This window comes from Paenibacillus sp. GYB006, from assembly GCF_036577645.1.
GTDB lineage: Bacteria > Bacillota > Bacilli > Paenibacillales > Paenibacillaceae > Paenibacillus.
The window spans coordinates 33,242-51,082 of record NZ_JARBDA010000020.1 but is presented as its reverse complement, the minus strand read 5'-3'; the positions used below and the strand labels follow the sequence as shown (position 1 = coordinate 51,082).

Here is a 17,841-nt window from a genome sequence, read left to right as displayed (position 1 = left end):
ACTTTCCTGCGCAGTACGAGCGTCTACGTAAAATGCACTTATGCGGTTGAACCGCCGTATACCGAACGGTACGTACGGTGGTGTGAGAGGTCGGCTACTCTTCTAATGGGTAGCCTCCTACTCGATTTTACAAGCCAATGGCCTGATGCAAACGAGCTTGCCAAGCGATTAAAAAGTACGAGCAATGGCAATGAGTCCAATCAGCGTTACGACATTAAACAGTGTAGAGATGAGAACGGTTTGAGCAGCAAAGTCAGGTTCATTCCGGTACTCTTCTGCCAGGATAGAAGCATTAACGCCAGTCGGCATACCCGAAGCAATGATCAGGGCCTGTGCTGTCATTCCTTCCAGACCGAGAAGATATACAAGCGTAATCCCGATTACAGGAGCGATTAGCAAACGAATGAACATACTGACATACACGGTGATCCGTCCTAGTCTAAGCGGATATTTTACAATCTGTGCTCCAAGGGTCAACAGAGCAACGGCAACCATGGATTGCTGAGCGTAAGTTAACGGCATCGACAGAAAAGTAGGGAGCGGTGCATCCAGTGCGTTCCATAGAATACCGAGTAATAGAGCATAAGGGACAGGCATTTTGAGGAACCCGACAACAAGACTGCGGTAGTTTCCTTTTAGCTGCGCCCCTTGAATCGAAAGCACCCCATATGTAAACGTCAGCAAGCTCTGCATCGACATAATAAAAGCCTGGATCGAAGCGGCAAGCGGATCGCCTTTGAATACAAGTGCACTAATGGGCATTCCGTAGTTTCCTGCATTGTCCAGCATGATGCTGTTGTTAAAAGCAGCTTTCATTCCTTTGTTGAACTTGAATGATTTCGCTACAATGCAGCCGATTAAATAGAGAATAAGGGAGTACATTGCATAAAAGAGGGCTATCGTTCCAAGCAGTTCACCGGACATTTCCGATAAATACATACTCATAAACACGGCAGCCGGAGTAATAAAGTAAAAGTTAATTTTGGCGAGTGTATATAGATCGAGTTCAAACACACGCTGCATTAATGAGCCTACACCAATCAGTACAAATACGGGCAGGACAACTTCAAGCAAGATGTCTAAAATCATGAGTTTGTCAGCTTCTTTCTATAAAAAGGTTCACAATTTTTCTGAATATTTCAGAAACACTTGTTACATTATAGCATCTTGTTAGAATTGTGGGACGGGAAATGAACGGTTCTTTGTAAGTATTAATCAACGAATTACGTTATCATTAGACTTGCTTGGGTAATCTATTAACATCAGGATGTATCAATCAGACTCAAGAAATAAAGGAGCGGGATATCAGATGGAACCCATATCCGATCATCTGGAGCATGGGCTTCAGATTGTATTTATCGGCTTTAATCCGAGTATTAAGTCAGGCGAGACCGGACATCATTATGCCAATCCGAGAAATAACTTTTACCGGATCTTGCATCAATCGGGACTGACCCCGCGCCTGTATGAGGCAAAAGAAGATCAGGATCTGTTGAAGTTGGGATATGGTTTTACCAATATTGTGGCAAGACCAACCGTCGGCATAGATGATATAACGAAGGAAGAGTATGCAGAAGGTCGGGAAATTTTGAAGCAGAAGCTTGAGAAGTATCGTCCAGAAGTGGCTTGTTTTGTAGGAAAAGGGGTATACACGCAGTACACGAAAAGGACGAAAGTCAATTGGGGGTTTCAGCCAGAGTCTTTTTTAGCCGGGATGCATGAATTCGTGGCACCTTCTTCAAGCGGGCTAGTGCGTATGCCGATGAAACAGATTATCGAGATTTACCGAGAGCTGAATCTTTTTTTCTTGCATGACGATACATAAGGTGCTAGCGATGATGAAGACCTCGGTATATCGTATGAATCGTACTGTAGCTGTGTAGAGAGGAGCTTCCTGCGAGACATTCGAAAGAATGAAGTAAATATCTAAAGAAAGAGGCTTATCCAGAAGTGTTAGAATTATTTTCTGGATAAGCCTCTTTATGCGGTAAAATTCATTATTTGATTTACTGATCTTTGCTGCATTTCAAATGAGCAGAAAAGTTTATTGTTTATCTTTATTTAATAGTGTTACCTCCATCCATGACGATGTTTTCACCCGTAATCATATTGGAGGCATCGCATGCCAAGAACAATGCTACAGCTGCCACTTCTTCAGGATAACCAAAACGACCGAGAGGGATTTCTTTCTTCGCTTTTTCGCCTACTTCTCCAGCCCAAGCTTTCTCCCCGAGTTCGGTTAAGATAATGGTTGGTGAAATTGCATTCACGTTAATATTAAATTGTGCCCATTCAAATGCAAGAGAACGTGTAATGCCCAAGACAGCGGCTTTGCTTGCACAATAAGCAACATGATTATCTAGTGCAATTAAAGCGGCTTGTGATGCTAAATTGATTATTTTCCCACCGGTGCCTTGCTTGATGAGAATATTCCCAACTTTTTGTGCCATTTTAAAAGTACCTGTTACATTAATATCTAATGTTTTCTGCCAATACGTATCTGAAATATTTTCTGCATCATCTAAAAAGACAACGCCAGCGCAGTTTACAAGAATATCAATTTTACCAAAATGAGACTGCACGTGATGAATGGCTTCTTCCATACTTTGATTGTCTGTCACATTACATGATAGACCAATGGCCTTTGAGGTATGTAAAGCAGTCGCAATTTCTGAAACATCGTCTTTTAAATCCAAGAGTGCAACAGAAGCACCTTTTTCTAAAAATAATTGAGCAACAGCATAACCAATACCACTTGCTCCACCTGTAATAATAGCTACTTTATCCTCAATGCTAAAGCTTTTGTCATATCCCGTGAATTTCATAGTAATCCCTCGCTTTTTAAGTAATGAGTTAATCAGTAACAATGAGTTCTATATGATGCTTCTTAAATAATTCTAAATATTTGTCGGAAACAGGTTCGTCTGTAATGAAAGTATCAATATCCGTGATTTCGGCAAAGGCGGCAATGGAATTGCGGTCAATCTTCGTATGGTCAAGTAAAACGGTTGTTTTCGTTGCAGCCTTCACCATTCTTTTTTTCAGTTCTACCTCGTAAACGCTAAAGTCTGTAAACCCCGCTTCTTCTGAAAAACCATTGGCAGATGTGAAAAGTTGATCCACATGGATTTTATTTAATATTTCCGCTCCGAGTGTCCCTTCGAGTGAACAAGAACCTTGTTTAACGATCCCTCCTAATAAAATGACTGTAATCTGAGGGGAATCATTGAGTTCCATCGCTACTTTTAAGCCGCTTGTCACTACGGTGAGTCGATAAGGTGAATCTTTTAGTTGATGTGCAAGTTCTAATGCAGTAGAGCTGGCATCTAACATAATACATTGATTGTTTAAAATCGTTTTCATCGCAGCTTTTGCAATCGCAACTTTCTCATCTTTATTTTTCATTTGTCTTGTTGAGAAGCTAGTATCTAGTTCATTAGGATCAACGAGAATAGCACCACCATGCGTCCTGCGTAATAGATTTTGTTGTTCTAATTTGGTTAAATCCGTACGCAATGTTGCTTCGGATACATTTAATGAAGAAGCAAGTTCTTTAATAGTGACACTACTTTGTTGCGCTAATTTATCTAAAATCATTTTATGACGTTCCTGAGCAAAAATCTTTTTCATATCTCACCTTTTGTTTTTTATTATTTATTATTGTTTTTTCATAATAACATAGTCAATACAGCGGAAACAAAAGAGAACGGGAATATTTCGTGTACATAATTAAATTACAAAAAAAGTCTCTGCATAAATCATTTTACAACATATTCATACCATACTCTAGTCTTAAAATAAGATAAAACAGAGATTCATCATAAATATATACAGAGTCTGTATGGAAAAACAGTGATCTATTAAACACCCCCCTAAATATGATGATCCTGCCAAATAGAATAAGAAAACGTTATTTTGAATAAACACGTCAATGAACTTAAAAGTAAAAATAGGTCTATATATACTGTAAACGATTTCTTTTATTATGCAAACAAAAGAAAATAAACAAAAGAAAACAAAAATAAATGATTGAAATACGAAAAAATAAATGGTAATATAAAGCAAGCGAAAGAATGAAAGCGCTTTTAATCATACGAAGGAGGAAGAAAATAAATGAGTACTATTAAAACCAATGAAGTCGAAGTTGAAAAAGTAGTGAAAAGTGTGAAGGATATCCCTACAACAATGAAGGCAGTTGTTGCATATGAACCTGGTGATTATCGTTTAGAGGAAGTTCCGGTACCGAAAGTTGGAGAAGGTGAGATCTTAATAAAAGTAGAAGCATGCGGTATTTGTGCAGGTGATGCAAAAGCGTATGACGGTGCACCAAGTTTCTGGGGTGATGCGGATCAGCCGGCATATATTAAAGCACCGATGATTCCAGGGCATGAGTTTATTGGTCATGTTGTAGCTATCGGAGAGAATGTGAAGGATGATTTTGAATTAGGTGATCGCGTCATTTCGGAACAGATCGTTCCTTGTGAAGAATGTCGTTTTTGTAAGCGTGGTCAATACTGGATGTGTCAAAAACATGATCTATATGGGTTCCAAAATAATGTAAATGGCGGTATGGCAGAATATATGAAATTTACGAAGGAAGGAATTAACTATAAAGTTCCTACCGAGTTGCCTATCGAAAAAGCTATTTTAATAGAGCCCTATGCGTGTTCTTATCATGCAGTACAAAGAGCCAAAATTGAATTGGAAGATGTAGTTGTTTTAGCAGGTGCAGGTACTTTAGGTCTAGGAATGATTGGTGCCATAAAAAAATCAGGACCATCCAAGTTAATTGTACTTGATCTATTTGAAGATCGTTTAGAATTGGCAAAACAGTTTGGGGCAGATATGGTATTGAATCCGGCGAAGGATGATATCTATACGATCATTAACGATTTAACAGATGGGTATGGATGTGACGTATATATTGAAGCAACTGGTGCTCAAAAATCGGTTGAACAAGGACTGAAGCTTATTCGTAAGTTAGGCCGTTTTGTTGAATTTAGTGTATTTAAAGACCCAGTAACGGTTGATTGGTCCATTATTTCAGACCGTAAAGAGTTAGATGTCTTGGGATCTCATCTTGGTCCATATTGCTATGAACCAGTTATTAAAGGGATTACAAACGGGGATTTACCAACAGAAGGTGTTGTAACCCATATTTTACCTCTGGAAGAGTATCAAAAAGGATTTGAATTAGTGAAGAGTGGACGCGATTCGTTAAAGGTTGTTTTAAATCCAAATCTATAAACCAGCACATCTTAGGAGGCAACCTTGTATGAAATCGAACTTGCAAGCTGTATCAGTTGGAAAACTCGGTATGGACAGAAAAATGATGATGGGTTACTTGGGTGTTTTGATTTTTATGATCGGTGATGGATTAGAACAAGGTTGGCTTTCAACCTATCTGACCCAAAATAACATGACAGTACAAGAGGTAGCAACCTTATTAAGTTTTTATGGTATTGCAGTTGCTTTTGCATCTTGGCTGTCGGGAGTATTAGCTGAAATATATGGTCCGCGTAAAATGATGATTACTGGGCTTGTCCTATTCGTACTGGGAACCTTGGTTTTTTTAACCGTTGGCATTCCAACGATGAATTTATCGGTCATGTTACCAACATATGCTTTGCGTGGTCTTGGTTATCCTTTATTTGCTTATTCATTTCTAGTATGGATTACTTACTATGCACCGGAGGAAAGACTGGGTACGGCTGTAGGTTGGTTTTGGGTGTCCTTTGCAGGCGGATTAAATATGCTCGGAGCTTATTATTCTAGTTTTGCGTTACCTATCTTAGGTGAAATGAATACCCTTTGGAGCGCACTGATATTTACAACAATCGGCTCTATATTTGGCATTGTATTATGCAAGACTGATATTGAGAAAACAGAGTTAACCATAAAACAGGCGTTAAAGCAAATAACTAAGGGGATCACCATTGCTTTTGAACGTCCAAAAGTTGGACTAGGTGGAATTGTACGCGCGATCAATACAGCCGGCGCATATGGGCTGGTCGTATTTCTACCTGCTTACATGATTGATTCAGGATTTACGATGTCGCAGTGGCTTCAAATTTATGGAGCGCTATGGGCAAGTAATGTCGTTTTTAATCTAATTTGGGGCGCAGCTGCTGACCGAATTGGTTGGCAATTTACAGTGATGTGGATCGGAGGTATAGGTTGCGCTGTATCTTTGGCTTGTCTTTACTATATTCCTTATTTCTTCGGTGCAAATTACTTGTTAACGATCACTGCAGCCATTTGTTTTGGTTCGTGTTTGGCCGCTTATGTACCGCTTTCTGCATTAGTACCGTCGCTCGCACCTGAAAATCGCGGAGCAGCCATGTCTATTCTAAATTTAGGGGCTGGATTAAGTACATTTTTAGGACCCGCTATTGCTGGTGCACTCATTGGAAGTTTAGGTGCGTCAGGTGTGATTTGGGCATATATAGCAATGCATGTGATTAGCACGTTCATTATGATTTTTGTGAAGCTGCCTAAAGATGTACATCAAGAAGAAATATCTGCAGAAGTAGCTGCAGCTCATTAACATAGAAATACAAGAACATTCAAGACTATATCCTTGTAACGATAACAAACGAAAGTAAACGAAAGTTTAAAATTGACAAATGAAAGAATATTATGTGAAAATGGTGTTGTAATTATTGGAAAACAAAAAGATAAATAAATAGATAGGAATGAAGGGGAGGGACGTATCATGAAAATTGGCTTAGGTTCAGATCATAATGCACATGGTTTAAAACAGGCTTTATGGGAATATATCGAAGAATTAGGGCATGAAGTTGTAGATTACGGCTCACAAGATGACTGTACAGCCATTGATTATCCTGGGGTTGCATTTGAGGTAGGAACAGACATCATGGCGAATAAACTGGACAGAGGGATTCTTGTTTGCGGCACCGGATTAGGAATGGCCATCGCAGCTTGCAAAGTACCAGGAATTAGAGCCGCTACCACTCATGACGTTTATTCTGCAGAGAGAGCTTGCAAAAGTAATGACGCACAAATTATTACTTTAGGTGAAAAAGTAATCGGTATTGAAGCAGCAAAAAAAGTGGTTGAAATGTACTTAAGCTCAACGTTCCCTGGAGGAAATTCTGCCCGTAAAGTGCAGCAGATTTCGGAACAAGAAAAGATCTACATGAACGGGAGGGTTTAGCTGTAATGAAAAAATTAATGAACAACCCAACGAATGTTGTCGATGAGATGATCGAAGGTTATGTGAAAGCCTTTCCTAACTATGTGAAGCAATTAGAGGAAAATAAAAGAGCACTAGTAGCCGTTCGCCAAGATGAAACAAACAAAGTAGGTGTACTGATTGGCGGAGGCTCAGGACATGAGCCGGCTTTTATGGGATATGTCGGTTATGGAATGGCTGATGGTGTGGCTGTAGGAAATATTTTTGCATCCCCGTCACCTGATCCCATTGTTGAAGTAACCAAAAAAATAGATAACGGACAAGGTGTCGTTTATATTTATGGAAATTATGCAGGCGATTTAATGAACTTCGGCATGGCAGCAGAAATTGCTGATCTTGAGGAAGATATTAAAGTAGAATGCGTGATTGTCACGGATGATGTGGCCTCAGCACCTAAAGAGGAGATGCATAAGCGCCGTGGTATTGCAGGAGAATTTTTTGTAACTAAGGCAGCAGGAGCAGCGGCTGAGAAAGGTTACTCCATTGAGGATGTTGTTCGTGTAGCTAAACAGATGAACGATGTGACTCGGACAATGGGGGTTGGCCTGTCACCTTGCTCATTACCACAAACAGGGATGCCTAGCTTTGAACTAGCAGAAGATGAGATGGAGATCGGCTTAGGGCATCATGGAGAGCCTGGTATTGAAAAGGGTAAATTACAAACGGCTGATGAAGTAGTAGATCGTTTGGTGGAAGATATTTTAAAAGATATGCCTATTGAAAGCGGTAACAAGGTGGCTGTTCTGGTGAATGGTTTAGGTTCAACAACGAATATGGAGCTATATATTATGTTCCGAAGAGTTGAGCAAATTTTATCGAGTAAGAACATTCATATTCATCGTTCTTTTGTTGGAAGCTACAGCACATCCTTAGAAATGGGGGGTGCATCTGTTTCCATTGCCAAATTGAATGATGAATTAGCAGAAATGATAGACTTTGCGGCAGATTGCCCGATGTACGTACAACGATAGGGGGAGCAAATAATGGAAATATCAGCAACTCAATTTAAACAATTCTTATTTAATGTAGTAGAGATGATAGAAGAACAAAAAGATTATTTATGCGAGCTTGATCGTAAGCTTGGTGATGGAGATCATGGTGTAACCATGTCAATCGGTTGGCAAGCAGTAAAGGAACAGCTTGAAGGACCGTTAGCAGAGGAACAAGATTGTGTGAAATTAAGTTCGACTTCAGGGCGTACATTTTTGAGTGCTGTGGGTTCATCTGTCGGCCCGCTTTATGCTACAGGTTTTATGCGTGGTGCAAAAGCGCTAAAAGGGAAAGAAGTATTAGATGATACGGCATGGAAGGAGTATTGGGTGGCATTCGTAGACGGGGTTCAAGAGCGCGGTCAAGCGGAACTTGGAGATAAAACGATGATGGATGCTTTAATTCCAGCACGTAATACATTAGTAGATGCATTTGAGCAAGAAGGCGATTTTATAAAATCGTTCGAACTTGCTGTGCAATCCGCTAAAGATGGTGCAGCTTCTACAAAGGATATGCTTTCAAAACGCGGCCGTTCCAGTCGTTTAGGTGAACGTTCGATTGGTGCACAAGATCCAGGAGCAACATCAGCAGCAGCCATTCTAGAAGTATTTCTGCAAACCGTAAAATCTTCTGTATGTGAATCAATTTCATAATATCTTTTCATGAGTTATAAATTGATTTAACGAGTTATGAAATTGATTCATGTGTGTAATTTTGTCGTCACCCATCCTTAATTGAATGATGTTTCAAAACATACTTTTAAGGATGGGTGATTTTTATTGTCTTTTTTGAAAGGAATGAGGAAAATGACTGTACAAATTAAGCATTTTACTAATGATTTTATGAAAGTTACACAGATGGCTGCACTTCATACGTATTCATGGATAGGTCGTGGAAATAAAATAGAGGCAGACCGAGCGGGAACAAATGCGATGCGCAACGTGTTGAATCAATTACCGATTGCATCCACCGTTGTCATTGGTGAGGGTGAAATGGATGAGGCACCGATGCTCTATATAGGTGAAGAATTAGGAGCAGGTAAAGAATTAAAAGTAGATTTAGCTGTTGATCCTATTGAAGGAACCACCCTTGTTTCTAAAGGGATGCATGGAGCCCTAGCTGTATTAGCAGTTGCGCCTAAAGGGACACTGCTGCATGCTCCAGATATGTACATGAAAAAGATAGCATGTGGCAAGAAAGCAAAGGGAGCTATTTGCTTAGAAGATTCACTTAAAGATAATATGCACCGGGTTGCAAAGGCATTAGGTAAACAGGTTAACGAGTTAACAGTAATGATTCAAGACCGCCCGCGCCATCAACAATGGATTGATGATGTACACGAAGAAGGTGCAAGGGTTAAGCTATTCTCTGAAGTGGATATCACAGGCGTTTTGGCTACATCGATAGAACAATGTGAAGTTGACCTATTTATTGGGATTGGCGGTGCGCCAGAAGGTGTAATTGCAGCTGTTGCACAAAAAGGATTTAATGGTGATTTTCAAGGGCAGCTTCTGCCTCAAACCGAGCAGGAATATGAACGTTGCCTACAAATGGGAGTTAGCGATCCAAAGCATATTTGGTTACTTGATGAAATAGTGAAATCAGAAGACTGCTTGTTTAGTGCAACAGGTGTCACAGAAGGAATTATCTTGGATGGGGTAAAACAAATCAATGAGAAAAAAGAAATGCAAACGCATAGTCTAATTGTTTCTCAGAATCATATACAATTTATTGTTGGTAATCATGAAGAAGAAGGGTTAGAAATTTACGAGCAAACCAGCAAAATAGGTTAGTCATTAAATAGGATTTGCACTATTTTGCGATATTACCCCCACATAAAAGAAAAGTAATCGTTTCATACATTGAACAGAATCCTGAATAGTAGACACTTTAAGAAAGTGGCCCTATTCGGGGTTTTTCTATTCTCTACACCCATAAAAAAGATGACTTCTGCAGCATACAGCATACCGAAGTCATCTCATTGCCGCTTAAATACGGCGTATCCCTTTTTTTAAAAAGTGTCTACTCAATAGGGTTCACTTCAAATGATCAATCTATCGTCTTTTAAAATACATGGCTTTACGTTCTTCTGTCAACAGTTCCATCTGTCCGTTTTGGATAATATAGAGCGTATCGCATAGAGACTCGAGGTCCTCATAATTATGGCTCGTTAACAGCATCGTTTTGTTCTCTTCTTTTAACCTGATGATAATCTCTTTCATATCGTTGTAGGTTTGGTAATCTAGTGCGTTAAAAGGTTCATCCAGCACCAGAATATCCTGTCCTTCCATAATAGCTTGTGCTATACCAAGTTTCTGTTTCATGCCAAGGGAGTAATGGGCTACTTTTGTTTTGAGATCAGGGTCTAGTCCTACAAGTCTCATGGCGTTCTTAATTTCTATACTGCCTATTTTACGATTGATATCGGCAAGGAATTTCAGGTTTTTATATCCGCTGTAAATTCCGATATAGCCGGGAGAGTTAATAAAGACACCTACATTCTCAGGAAAATCAATATCTTTACCCAGCCGTTTGTTCCTAACAAATACAGCACCTTGGTCGGGCGCAGTGAACCCGCAGATGATCTTGAAGAGAACTGATTTTCCGCTACCGTTCGCACCAACAATTCCGATGGTAGAACCTTTTTCAATCTCCAGATGGATATCGGATAGTACGTTAATACCATGAAAAGCTTTTGATACGCCTTCAACGCGAATCTCTGACACTTTATATCACCTCTTCGTTGTTTTTATTTTTCATTTGGTGCACTTATTCTACTGAAAGCGTTTCTTGTACCCAAAGAGGAGTACATATAGGCTTGGTATGATGACAAGGCTCCCAAGCAGGAGCATGATTATTTTACCCGGCAGCCCAGGAATAGAAGAATCAGCGAGTGCTGTGAAATTGAGATTTTGTGCAAGACTCGATAAGCCGACTGGAATATAAGTTGTCCATGAAAAAGGAAATAAGTATAGAGCATACATTACTAAAATACCGATGAAGGCAACGATGATGTGTCGGGTCCATAGAAAGATAACAAATAGGAATAGGAACTGAAATAACAGATCAAGTAGTTTGGATCCTATAAGATACAGCATAAGTTCATTCATACCGATCGATAGACCCGGAATAAGGGTGCCTTCACCCGCAGGGAATCCCCCGACATTTGCTAGAAGCAGAAGCCCGCCAGTTAGCAATAGTGTATACATGAGTAAGAAGAGAGTGCTGACTCCAAATATTGCGGCTCCCCAGTGCCATTTTGAACGCAGACGTATCGTTAGTAAAATGCTGTGATCTTTTTTCTCGTTCTCTAGAAAATGGGCGAGCAGATAAATGGGTACCCCGTTGATCAGGATCATCGCAATCCAATCCAGCATGTTCATATATCCATGTCCATGTCCCCAGAAGGCATAGATTAAGTAATCAGTTTGTGTACTATTCGGCATAGTCTGTACTTGTAGCAGTTTCCATAGTCCAAACCCTATAACGAATGCAAGAAGAATAGCCCCATTTTTAGCTGAAAAGAGCTGAGCACCGTAGTAAGAAGTAATACCGCTTGGTATTCGTAGGGCTATTTTCCATTCAGGACGCTTATTCCAGTGTTTCTTAATCACATAAGCTGTAACTCCGGCAATCATAGCCAGTGTTATCAAGCTGATTTGCAATCCATAAGGGTACGTTAGATTGTACATAAAGATAATGTAGTTATTAATAAAGATGAAAGGAATTCGGGTGAGTCCTGTAATTTTGGATTTCATGGCAAACACCATTAGAAAATAAAGTGTAATGATAAGGATTGCGAATGTCCTTTTCTCCAGAAAGTGATGGAGTGCCCAGAAAAAAATACTAAGTATACTGAGTCCCATTATCATGTAAAGTGTGGTTACGATCGCAGCTTGCCATGGATAATGAAAATAGTGACTTAGCATAATCAGCACTTCAAGTGACGAATTTTGCGAATCAGGTGAAGGAAAAATAGAGTTTACCTCCAGCCCGATCCCAACAACCAGAAACACGACAAGTTGAAGCAGAACAAAAATGGACACATTCATAGTTATAGCGGCTGCTTTCGCGATAAAATAATACGCAAACTTCTTGGAACGAATCAGTACATACTCCATATCCATTTCTAGATGGGTAAACAGGATGTAGAGAAACACAGGAACCATAAAAAAAGTAATGTAGTAATGATCAGACAGCATAGATAGCACAAAGCTATCGTAAGACTGTGAGAATCCTCGGCGTTTCGCAAGGCTGAATAGAGTACATCCGAGCATCAGGAATAGGAGTCTCACAGATAAAAAACGACGAATATCTCTTAGAAAAATAGCTCTCATACGGAATCCCTCCTACGACGGATAGACCGTAATTTTTTTGATTTTTCTACAATATAATGCAATGAATGCTGTGAAGAGCAGAGCAAGTAGTGGTCCGATCAAGAGCGGCCAATATCCGTATTTGGCTGTATCGTAAAATTCAGGGCTAAAACTAAGATAGATTCGGTAGATTCTAAGAGAGTTTCTAAGAGGCTGAATCTGAAAGATGAAATTCTCCATAATGACATAGATGAAGGGTCCTGTAAGAATAATAAATATATTGCTGATAAATAGAGACAAGATAAAGCCAAGCGTGGCAATAATCGCTGATAATAACCCTTGCCATAAACTAAGTAAAAATCCATAAGTTAAGGGATGATGTACAAACATGGCCCCCATGAAATGCTGACTTTCCAGCCTGGGCATGAGCTCTCCCGTATCTGGATTTATCAAACCATACTCGGGTACAATGTTAGGTTTAATATAGAGAGCTGTAATGACACCGATGAACATAGCAACGAACATGATCAGAAATGAACTACTTGCAACGACGATCCATTTGGATAACAGATAGCGGCTTTTTTTCACTCTTGGAAGAGTGTACATTAAAAACTGATCTTTCCTCTCAAAATACATCAGCCAGCCTACAGGGAGAACGGAGATCAAGGGAAATAGAAAAACGATGATGGCAATTCCCACTTCCCAAGCTTCTAAATCATGTTCAAGCGAGTAGCTTTTATATATTGTTCCGCTCAAAATAGCAATAGTTATGGTGAGACCCACCATACTAAGAAGAACAGGCCATCGCAGCTTTCTCCACTCCAAAAGCAATAAATTCTTCATGCGCTTACCTCCTTAAGTGTCTACAATATAGCTTGTCCACAGATCAGGTTCAATAGATTAGGAACAAACAAGGGTTTTACAGGAATGAACGTTTTTCGTTCCCGTAAAACCCTTGTTTATGCTTTAACATTTCTATGGAATTTGAACACCAATGCAGAGATAAGGGATCCCTTCTATTTCTATATTACGTGTAATGATTTTTCCTTTTTGCTGTAAAACAATCTGCTTCACATTATATAAGCCATATCCGCGATTGCCGTGTGCCTGACTTTTGGTGGTATACCCCTTTGAGAACATTTGCATGAGTTGTGTACTAGATTTAGGTGGGTGAGGGTTCATGACGGTAATTTCCGTAAAGGATTTTTCTTGATTCCGTGTAACACTAACAACGATCTCATCTCCCGGGTAGGAAGCTTCGATTGCATTATCAATCAGAACACCCAAGATTTCAACCAACTGATGCTCCTCGGTCTGCACCTGAGAAAATAGGGTATGAACATGCGGCGTCAGTGTTATCTTCTTAAGCTCAGCAATCTTTATTTTAGTATACAGAAACCCGCCGATGACTTTACTATCAAGCTGTAGGATTTCACGTATCTCGGTTTGCATCATGACATCTTTTGTATAGGCCGTAATTTGGGAGCGGACTTCTGGAAGAGAGGGAGCCGTCTCCACAATGCTGTGAATAGCTAGCAACTTATTATGAAACTCATGTTGTCTTGCCCTCACCTCGGATACCAGTTCATCAATGACGGGGAGGTATTGTTCTATGGCAGAGACTCTTTTTTCATGACGGGATCGTTTATTCTGCTCGTAAATAATCCAGAGATTCATGCTGATGACGAGGGAGAAGATAATCAGAATGAACAACAAATTCTGAGTCACAAATGAGGTTTCAAAATTCGCATAAGTTATCATCACAAAGACGACTAGCGCAGACTGAATCAACATTATTTTGGTAAATACGCCGCTATAATCTCCAAGAAAAGAATTTCCTCTTTTGATGATGAGAACATAGTAGATCACTAACGCTATAAACAGCGTGCCCCCTCGGTGGACATAAGGGAATAACGCTGCCTCTTGATCTATTACGAATTCTGTAGCAGCAATGCTAAACGTACGAATCAGAATCCAGGTTAGGAAACTGAGGAACGTCACCACGATCGTTTTCATATCGGATAAGGGCTGAATTAGAGAACTGTTGAGGATTAAGACACCTAGGAATAGCAAAAATAACAGTAAGGGATTATTCACAGGCAACAAATCATAATTGTTGATCTCAAATCCTGGAATGCTCGAGCCTTGATATCGAAATAATACGCATAGTCCATGAAAGCAAAGGAACCACATTAGGACTTTTTTTTCAAGCCGAAGCGGCTGTCCCGCCAGTGCATAACAGAGTACAAGCATAATAATGGTGTCGAGCAGAATTTGAAAATAAATCATACGCTGCCTCTGTTCATCAGCGCGTCTCTGAATTTATTGCCAATTGGTATGGCTGAATTTATACCCGTCAGTTCTACAAAGCCTTCGGACTTATCAATTTTAGAAATATACGAAGTGTTAATAATATAACTTTTATGACACTGAACGAAAGTGCCATTACCGAGCATTTCCTTCATTTTTTTAAGAGATAATCCCGAAATGCGGTCAGATCTGATGGAGCTTTCTTGTGCAGACTTCACATGCAGTTCTAGATGTTTACCGAATGATTCAATGTATACAATAAGATCTTGTTCATATTCGAAGATATGACTCTTTTGTTCGATATGTAGCATTTTAGGTTTCACGCGTTGCTCTAAGGCAAAATGCTGGCTGTACCGGATGGTATCATGCAGTACGTTTATCACTTCCTCCTTCGTAAAAGGCTTGATCAAAAAGCTGTAGCATTTGATTTGCCGATATGCAGTCAGCTCCTCATTCGCAAGCGCAGTTGCAAATACGATAGGTGTATATGAATAACGTTCCATGGAACGGAGTTCATGAGCTAGCAGTGTCCCTTTGTAATCTTCTAACTGAATGTCCAGAATAAATAGATCTATTGCTCGGTTGCGGGCGATGTTGAGCGCCTCGCTGGACCTCCCTGTTGTATAAATATCAGCGGAAGGAGAGACTTCCTGAACACAGGAGATAAGCAGCTTTTCAATATGGGGTTCATCTTCGGCAATGAGGATATTCAAGGGACTACCTCCTTTTACTTCTTGATACTAACGTATCCATTGTAAACAAGAGATACGTAGAAGCAAAGGGATACCCCCTTTTTTTACCCAAGAGGTACAACGATAAGGACTACAAAAGCAATGATGATCAACCCGGATAAAGCATAGAAGGGGGATTTACTAAGATTCTTGTGCCGGGCCCACACACCATAGGAGCAGACCACTCCAATACCCGAGAAGAATAGTAAAAAGAGCAGACCTTCTGGAGAGATAAGTGAGGAGATCTCCGCATAGCTAAACATTCCTGCACCAAGTGTAAACAGAGCAGCGGGCAGAATACCAACCAGAATAAACAGCACCGTCTGGGTGAGTAGATTATAGATACGTAAGGAGCGGAGAAGGATGATGGATAGTAGATATAACAAGATTCCTACGGTGAAGAAGGTAGGGATGGACCAAGTTAGAAGAGCTGACAGTTCTTGCTGACTAAGCGGCTCCTGGTAGAAGAATCGCAGTACAGCTGTATAGAGGGTAGGTCCGGAGAGATATCCGATGATAGCTACCCACAGATAGTACAAAACAGAGCGGCTCATATAATCTACCTTTCTTAATTATCTATATTTTCGTCAATGATCGATATTAGATCCTCGAAGTTGTACACATCATTGTTTACTTTCCATTCATTTTCTTCCTTTAATAATGTAATAATCCCTTCAAGTTCAATTTTTTCTTTGGCAAATGACATAAGACCGGAATACTCGAGTTCTATTTCATTCTCCGACTGATTTTTCGAGGTGAATTTCAAATCACTTACCACAACTTTGCTTTCTTTGATCTTTGCAATGAGGAGTGAACGAGAATACACTCGGCTCATCTTATTTGATTCAAAGAATTTAGTGTTCGTCAGCGGTTTAATAGCCTCTTCCTTGGCTTCAATAGCCTCCATTGATATTTCTCCATTTGGTTTTGGTTGATTGGCTTCAAGCTCGGCGATTTTATATACTTTAGCTACTTTTATCGCTTCGTCTAAATCTCTATCATTAGATGTGCAGGCAGACAGGATGAGAGTGAACAAAAGAATCAGGACGGTAAATGACATACGCATCAGTTTTCCTCCTTTTAATGAGTTGTGAAGTTGATTCTATCAATAACACTCTACCATAATTATACATACTATAAATATCTTCGTTATTTATAGTGCCTTAAATAGATTGTTTATTTGCCATATTAGAAATGGAACGATTGCCTTGAGGACCTCTTAACATCTTTGCTTATAGTGTATTTTTATAGCGACAACAAAGATTACGTCATATGATTAGTTACATACTGTTTCTTACTACTAGAGCATCTTCGCTATAAGGAGGATATTTATGAACATTCCCAAAGGTACCTATGGTTTTCGATTCGCCGAAGATAAGGAGCTTCAGCTGTGCGTGTTATTTGCAGCCGGTTATGATTCGATCACCGATCCTTCTTATCATTGGGACGGACAGAAGCGGACCGATGGGCCTCTCCTGCTGTTCCAGTATACGATTAATGGCGAAGGGGTATATGAGTCTGGGAACCAAACTCACCATATCACCGCTGGACAAGCTTTTCTCGCTGAAATTCCAGGACCTCACCGCTATTATTATCACCCGAAATCAAAAGAGCCTTGGGATTTTCTATTCCTGCTGTTCCGGCCCAATCTGATATTACCCCACTGGCATAAATTTCTGGGTGAAGCGGGGGAGACTCCTTATCTGCCTATGGATTGTGCGCCCGTTCGGATATTACAAATGATCGTGGCGGATGCAGCAGCGGGCAGAATTACCGATCCCTTGATCGCATCGTCTTGCGTCTATCAGTTCATGACAGAACTAGCTAGACTGCAGGTAACAACTTTGCGGAACAGGGACAACTGGCCTGAAAATGTAAGGTATGCAGCTGAATTTATTGAAGCCAATTATTCACAGATGATCAGTATCGATCAGCTGTCCGAGTATGTGTCTCTGTCGAAATATCACTTGATCCGCCGATTTTCGGCTAGCACGGGCCTGACGCCAGGTGCTTATTTGACGCGTGTCCGTACGGAGAAAGCGATGGAGCTGCTTCGGGGAACCGACCTTAGCATGGAGGCGATTGCCGAGCGGATTGGCTACTCCAGCGGAAGTTATTTCATTAAAGCGTTTCGCAGCGTGGCAGGCCTTACACCGGGAGAATTTCGAAGTGGGGGCGACTGTCTTGCTTATCGCAAATTGTTTTTTGACTGACCGCAATATTTTACTATTCGGCTTTCAAGATTACTGTAGATATTACGAATCTCCTTTACTATGCT

At 40.2% G+C, this 17,841-nt stretch carries 18 protein-coding genes; 8 read left to right on the top strand and 10 right to left on the bottom strand.

The annotated features are described in order from the left end of the window. Positions 1 to 168: 168 nt before the first annotated feature. The gene (locus PV403_RS22635) at positions 169 to 1,089 is read right to left on the bottom strand and encodes an AEC family transporter (RefSeq protein WP_332086065.1); all 921 of its coding nucleotides are present in this window, start codon (positions 1,087 to 1,089) and stop codon (positions 169 to 171) included. Positions 1,090 to 1,309: 220 nt separating this feature from the next. On the opposite strand from PV403_RS22635, the gene PV403_RS22630 reads away from it, so the two are divergent. Further along, complete coding sequence (locus PV403_RS22630; RefSeq protein ID WP_332086064.1) at positions 1,310 to 1,825, top strand: mismatch-specific DNA-glycosylase; 516 nt, start codon at positions 1,310 to 1,312, stop codon at positions 1,823 to 1,825. A 232-nt stretch (positions 1,826 to 2,057) separates the two neighbouring features. On the opposite strand, the gene PV403_RS22625 is transcribed toward PV403_RS22630, so the two are convergent. Together PV403_RS22625 and PV403_RS22620 are read right to left on the bottom strand one after the other, a co-directional pair. Then, the gene (locus tag PV403_RS22625; protein ID WP_332086063.1) at positions 2,058 to 2,825 is read right to left on the bottom strand and encodes a GolD/DthD family dehydrogenase; all 768 of its coding nucleotides are present in this window, start codon (positions 2,823 to 2,825) and stop codon (positions 2,058 to 2,060) included. Positions 2,826 to 2,853: 28 nt separating this feature from the next. Continuing rightward, the gene (locus tag PV403_RS22620; protein WP_332086062.1) at positions 2,854 to 3,630 is read right to left on the bottom strand and encodes a DeoR/GlpR family DNA-binding transcription regulator; all 777 of its coding nucleotides are present in this window, start codon (positions 3,628 to 3,630) and stop codon (positions 2,854 to 2,856) included. 483 nt (positions 3,631 to 4,113) lie between these two features. Between PV403_RS22620 and PV403_RS22615 the strand changes: the two genes are divergently transcribed. From PV403_RS22615 to glpX, 6 genes are all read left to right on the top strand, one after another. Next, positions 4,114 to 5,247, top strand: coding sequence for an MDR/zinc-dependent alcohol dehydrogenase-like family protein (locus PV403_RS22615; protein ID WP_332086061.1), 1,134 nt, complete (start codon positions 4,114 to 4,116; stop codon positions 5,245 to 5,247). A gap of 28 nt (positions 5,248 to 5,275) precedes the next feature. Then, a complete protein-coding gene (locus tag PV403_RS22610; protein ID WP_332086060.1) occupies positions 5,276 to 6,547 on the top strand; it encodes an MFS transporter in 1,272 nt (423 codons plus the stop codon). Between the two features lie 168 nt (positions 6,548 to 6,715). Next, on the top strand, positions 6,716 to 7,177 hold the full coding sequence (locus PV403_RS22605) for an RpiB/LacA/LacB family sugar-phosphate isomerase (protein ID WP_332086059.1): 462 nt from the start codon (positions 6,716 to 6,718) through the stop codon (positions 7,175 to 7,177). A gap of 5 nt (positions 7,178 to 7,182) precedes the next feature. Beyond that, a complete protein-coding gene (locus PV403_RS22600; protein ID WP_332086058.1) occupies positions 7,183 to 8,187 on the top strand; it encodes a dihydroxyacetone kinase subunit DhaK in 1,005 nt (334 codons plus the stop codon). A 12-nt stretch (positions 8,188 to 8,199) separates the two neighbouring features. Then, positions 8,200 to 8,859 carry a dihydroxyacetone kinase subunit DhaL gene (gene dhaL, locus PV403_RS22595; protein ID WP_213532784.1) on the top strand — a complete coding sequence of 220 codons (660 nt, stop codon included), beginning with the start codon at positions 8,200 to 8,202 and terminating at the stop codon, positions 8,857 to 8,859. A gap of 126 nt (positions 8,860 to 8,985) precedes the next feature. Next, a complete protein-coding gene (gene glpX, locus PV403_RS22590) occupies positions 8,986 to 9,999 on the top strand; it encodes a class II fructose-bisphosphatase (protein WP_332086057.1) in 1,014 nt (337 codons plus the stop codon). Positions 10,000 to 10,260: 261 nt separating this feature from the next. Here glpX and PV403_RS22585 read toward each other — a convergent pair whose 3' ends face one another. From PV403_RS22585 to PV403_RS22555, 7 genes are all read right to left on the bottom strand, one after another. Then, positions 10,261 to 10,932, bottom strand: coding sequence for an ABC transporter ATP-binding protein (locus PV403_RS22585; protein ID WP_213532786.1), 672 nt, complete (start codon positions 10,930 to 10,932; stop codon positions 10,261 to 10,263). A 48-nt stretch (positions 10,933 to 10,980) separates the two neighbouring features. After that, on the bottom strand, positions 10,981 to 12,543 hold the full coding sequence (locus tag PV403_RS22580; RefSeq protein ID WP_332086056.1) for a hypothetical protein: 1,563 nt from the start codon (positions 12,541 to 12,543) through the stop codon (positions 10,981 to 10,983). Between the two features lie 12 nt (positions 12,544 to 12,555). Beyond that, positions 12,556 to 13,365 (bottom strand): hypothetical protein, encoded by an 810-nt coding sequence (locus PV403_RS22575; RefSeq protein WP_213532788.1) that lies wholly within the window; start codon positions 13,363 to 13,365, stop codon positions 12,556 to 12,558. A 132-nt stretch (positions 13,366 to 13,497) separates the two neighbouring features. Beyond that, complete coding sequence (locus tag PV403_RS22570) at positions 13,498 to 14,811, bottom strand: sensor histidine kinase (RefSeq protein ID WP_213532789.1); 1,314 nt, start codon at positions 14,809 to 14,811, stop codon at positions 13,498 to 13,500. Next, positions 14,808 to 15,545, bottom strand: coding sequence for a LytR/AlgR family response regulator transcription factor (locus PV403_RS22565; RefSeq protein ID WP_213532790.1), 738 nt, complete (start codon positions 15,543 to 15,545; stop codon positions 14,808 to 14,810). The genes PV403_RS22570 and PV403_RS22565 overlap by 4 nt, the downstream gene beginning before the upstream one ends. 83 nt (positions 15,546 to 15,628) lie before the next feature. After that, positions 15,629 to 16,117 carry a hypothetical protein gene (locus PV403_RS22560; RefSeq protein ID WP_213532791.1) on the bottom strand — a complete coding sequence of 163 codons (489 nt, stop codon included), beginning with the start codon at positions 16,115 to 16,117 and terminating at the stop codon, positions 15,629 to 15,631. 14 nt (positions 16,118 to 16,131) lie between these two features. Further along, positions 16,132 to 16,629 carry a hypothetical protein gene (locus PV403_RS22555; RefSeq protein ID WP_213532792.1) on the bottom strand — a complete coding sequence of 166 codons (498 nt, stop codon included), beginning with the start codon at positions 16,627 to 16,629 and terminating at the stop codon, positions 16,132 to 16,134. A 265-nt stretch (positions 16,630 to 16,894) separates the two neighbouring features. On the opposite strand from PV403_RS22555, the gene PV403_RS22550 reads away from it, so the two are divergent. Next, positions 16,895 to 17,776 (top strand): AraC family transcriptional regulator, encoded by an 882-nt coding sequence (locus PV403_RS22550; protein ID WP_332086055.1) that lies wholly within the window; start codon positions 16,895 to 16,897, stop codon positions 17,774 to 17,776. Positions 17,777 to 17,841 lie beyond the last annotated feature (65 nt).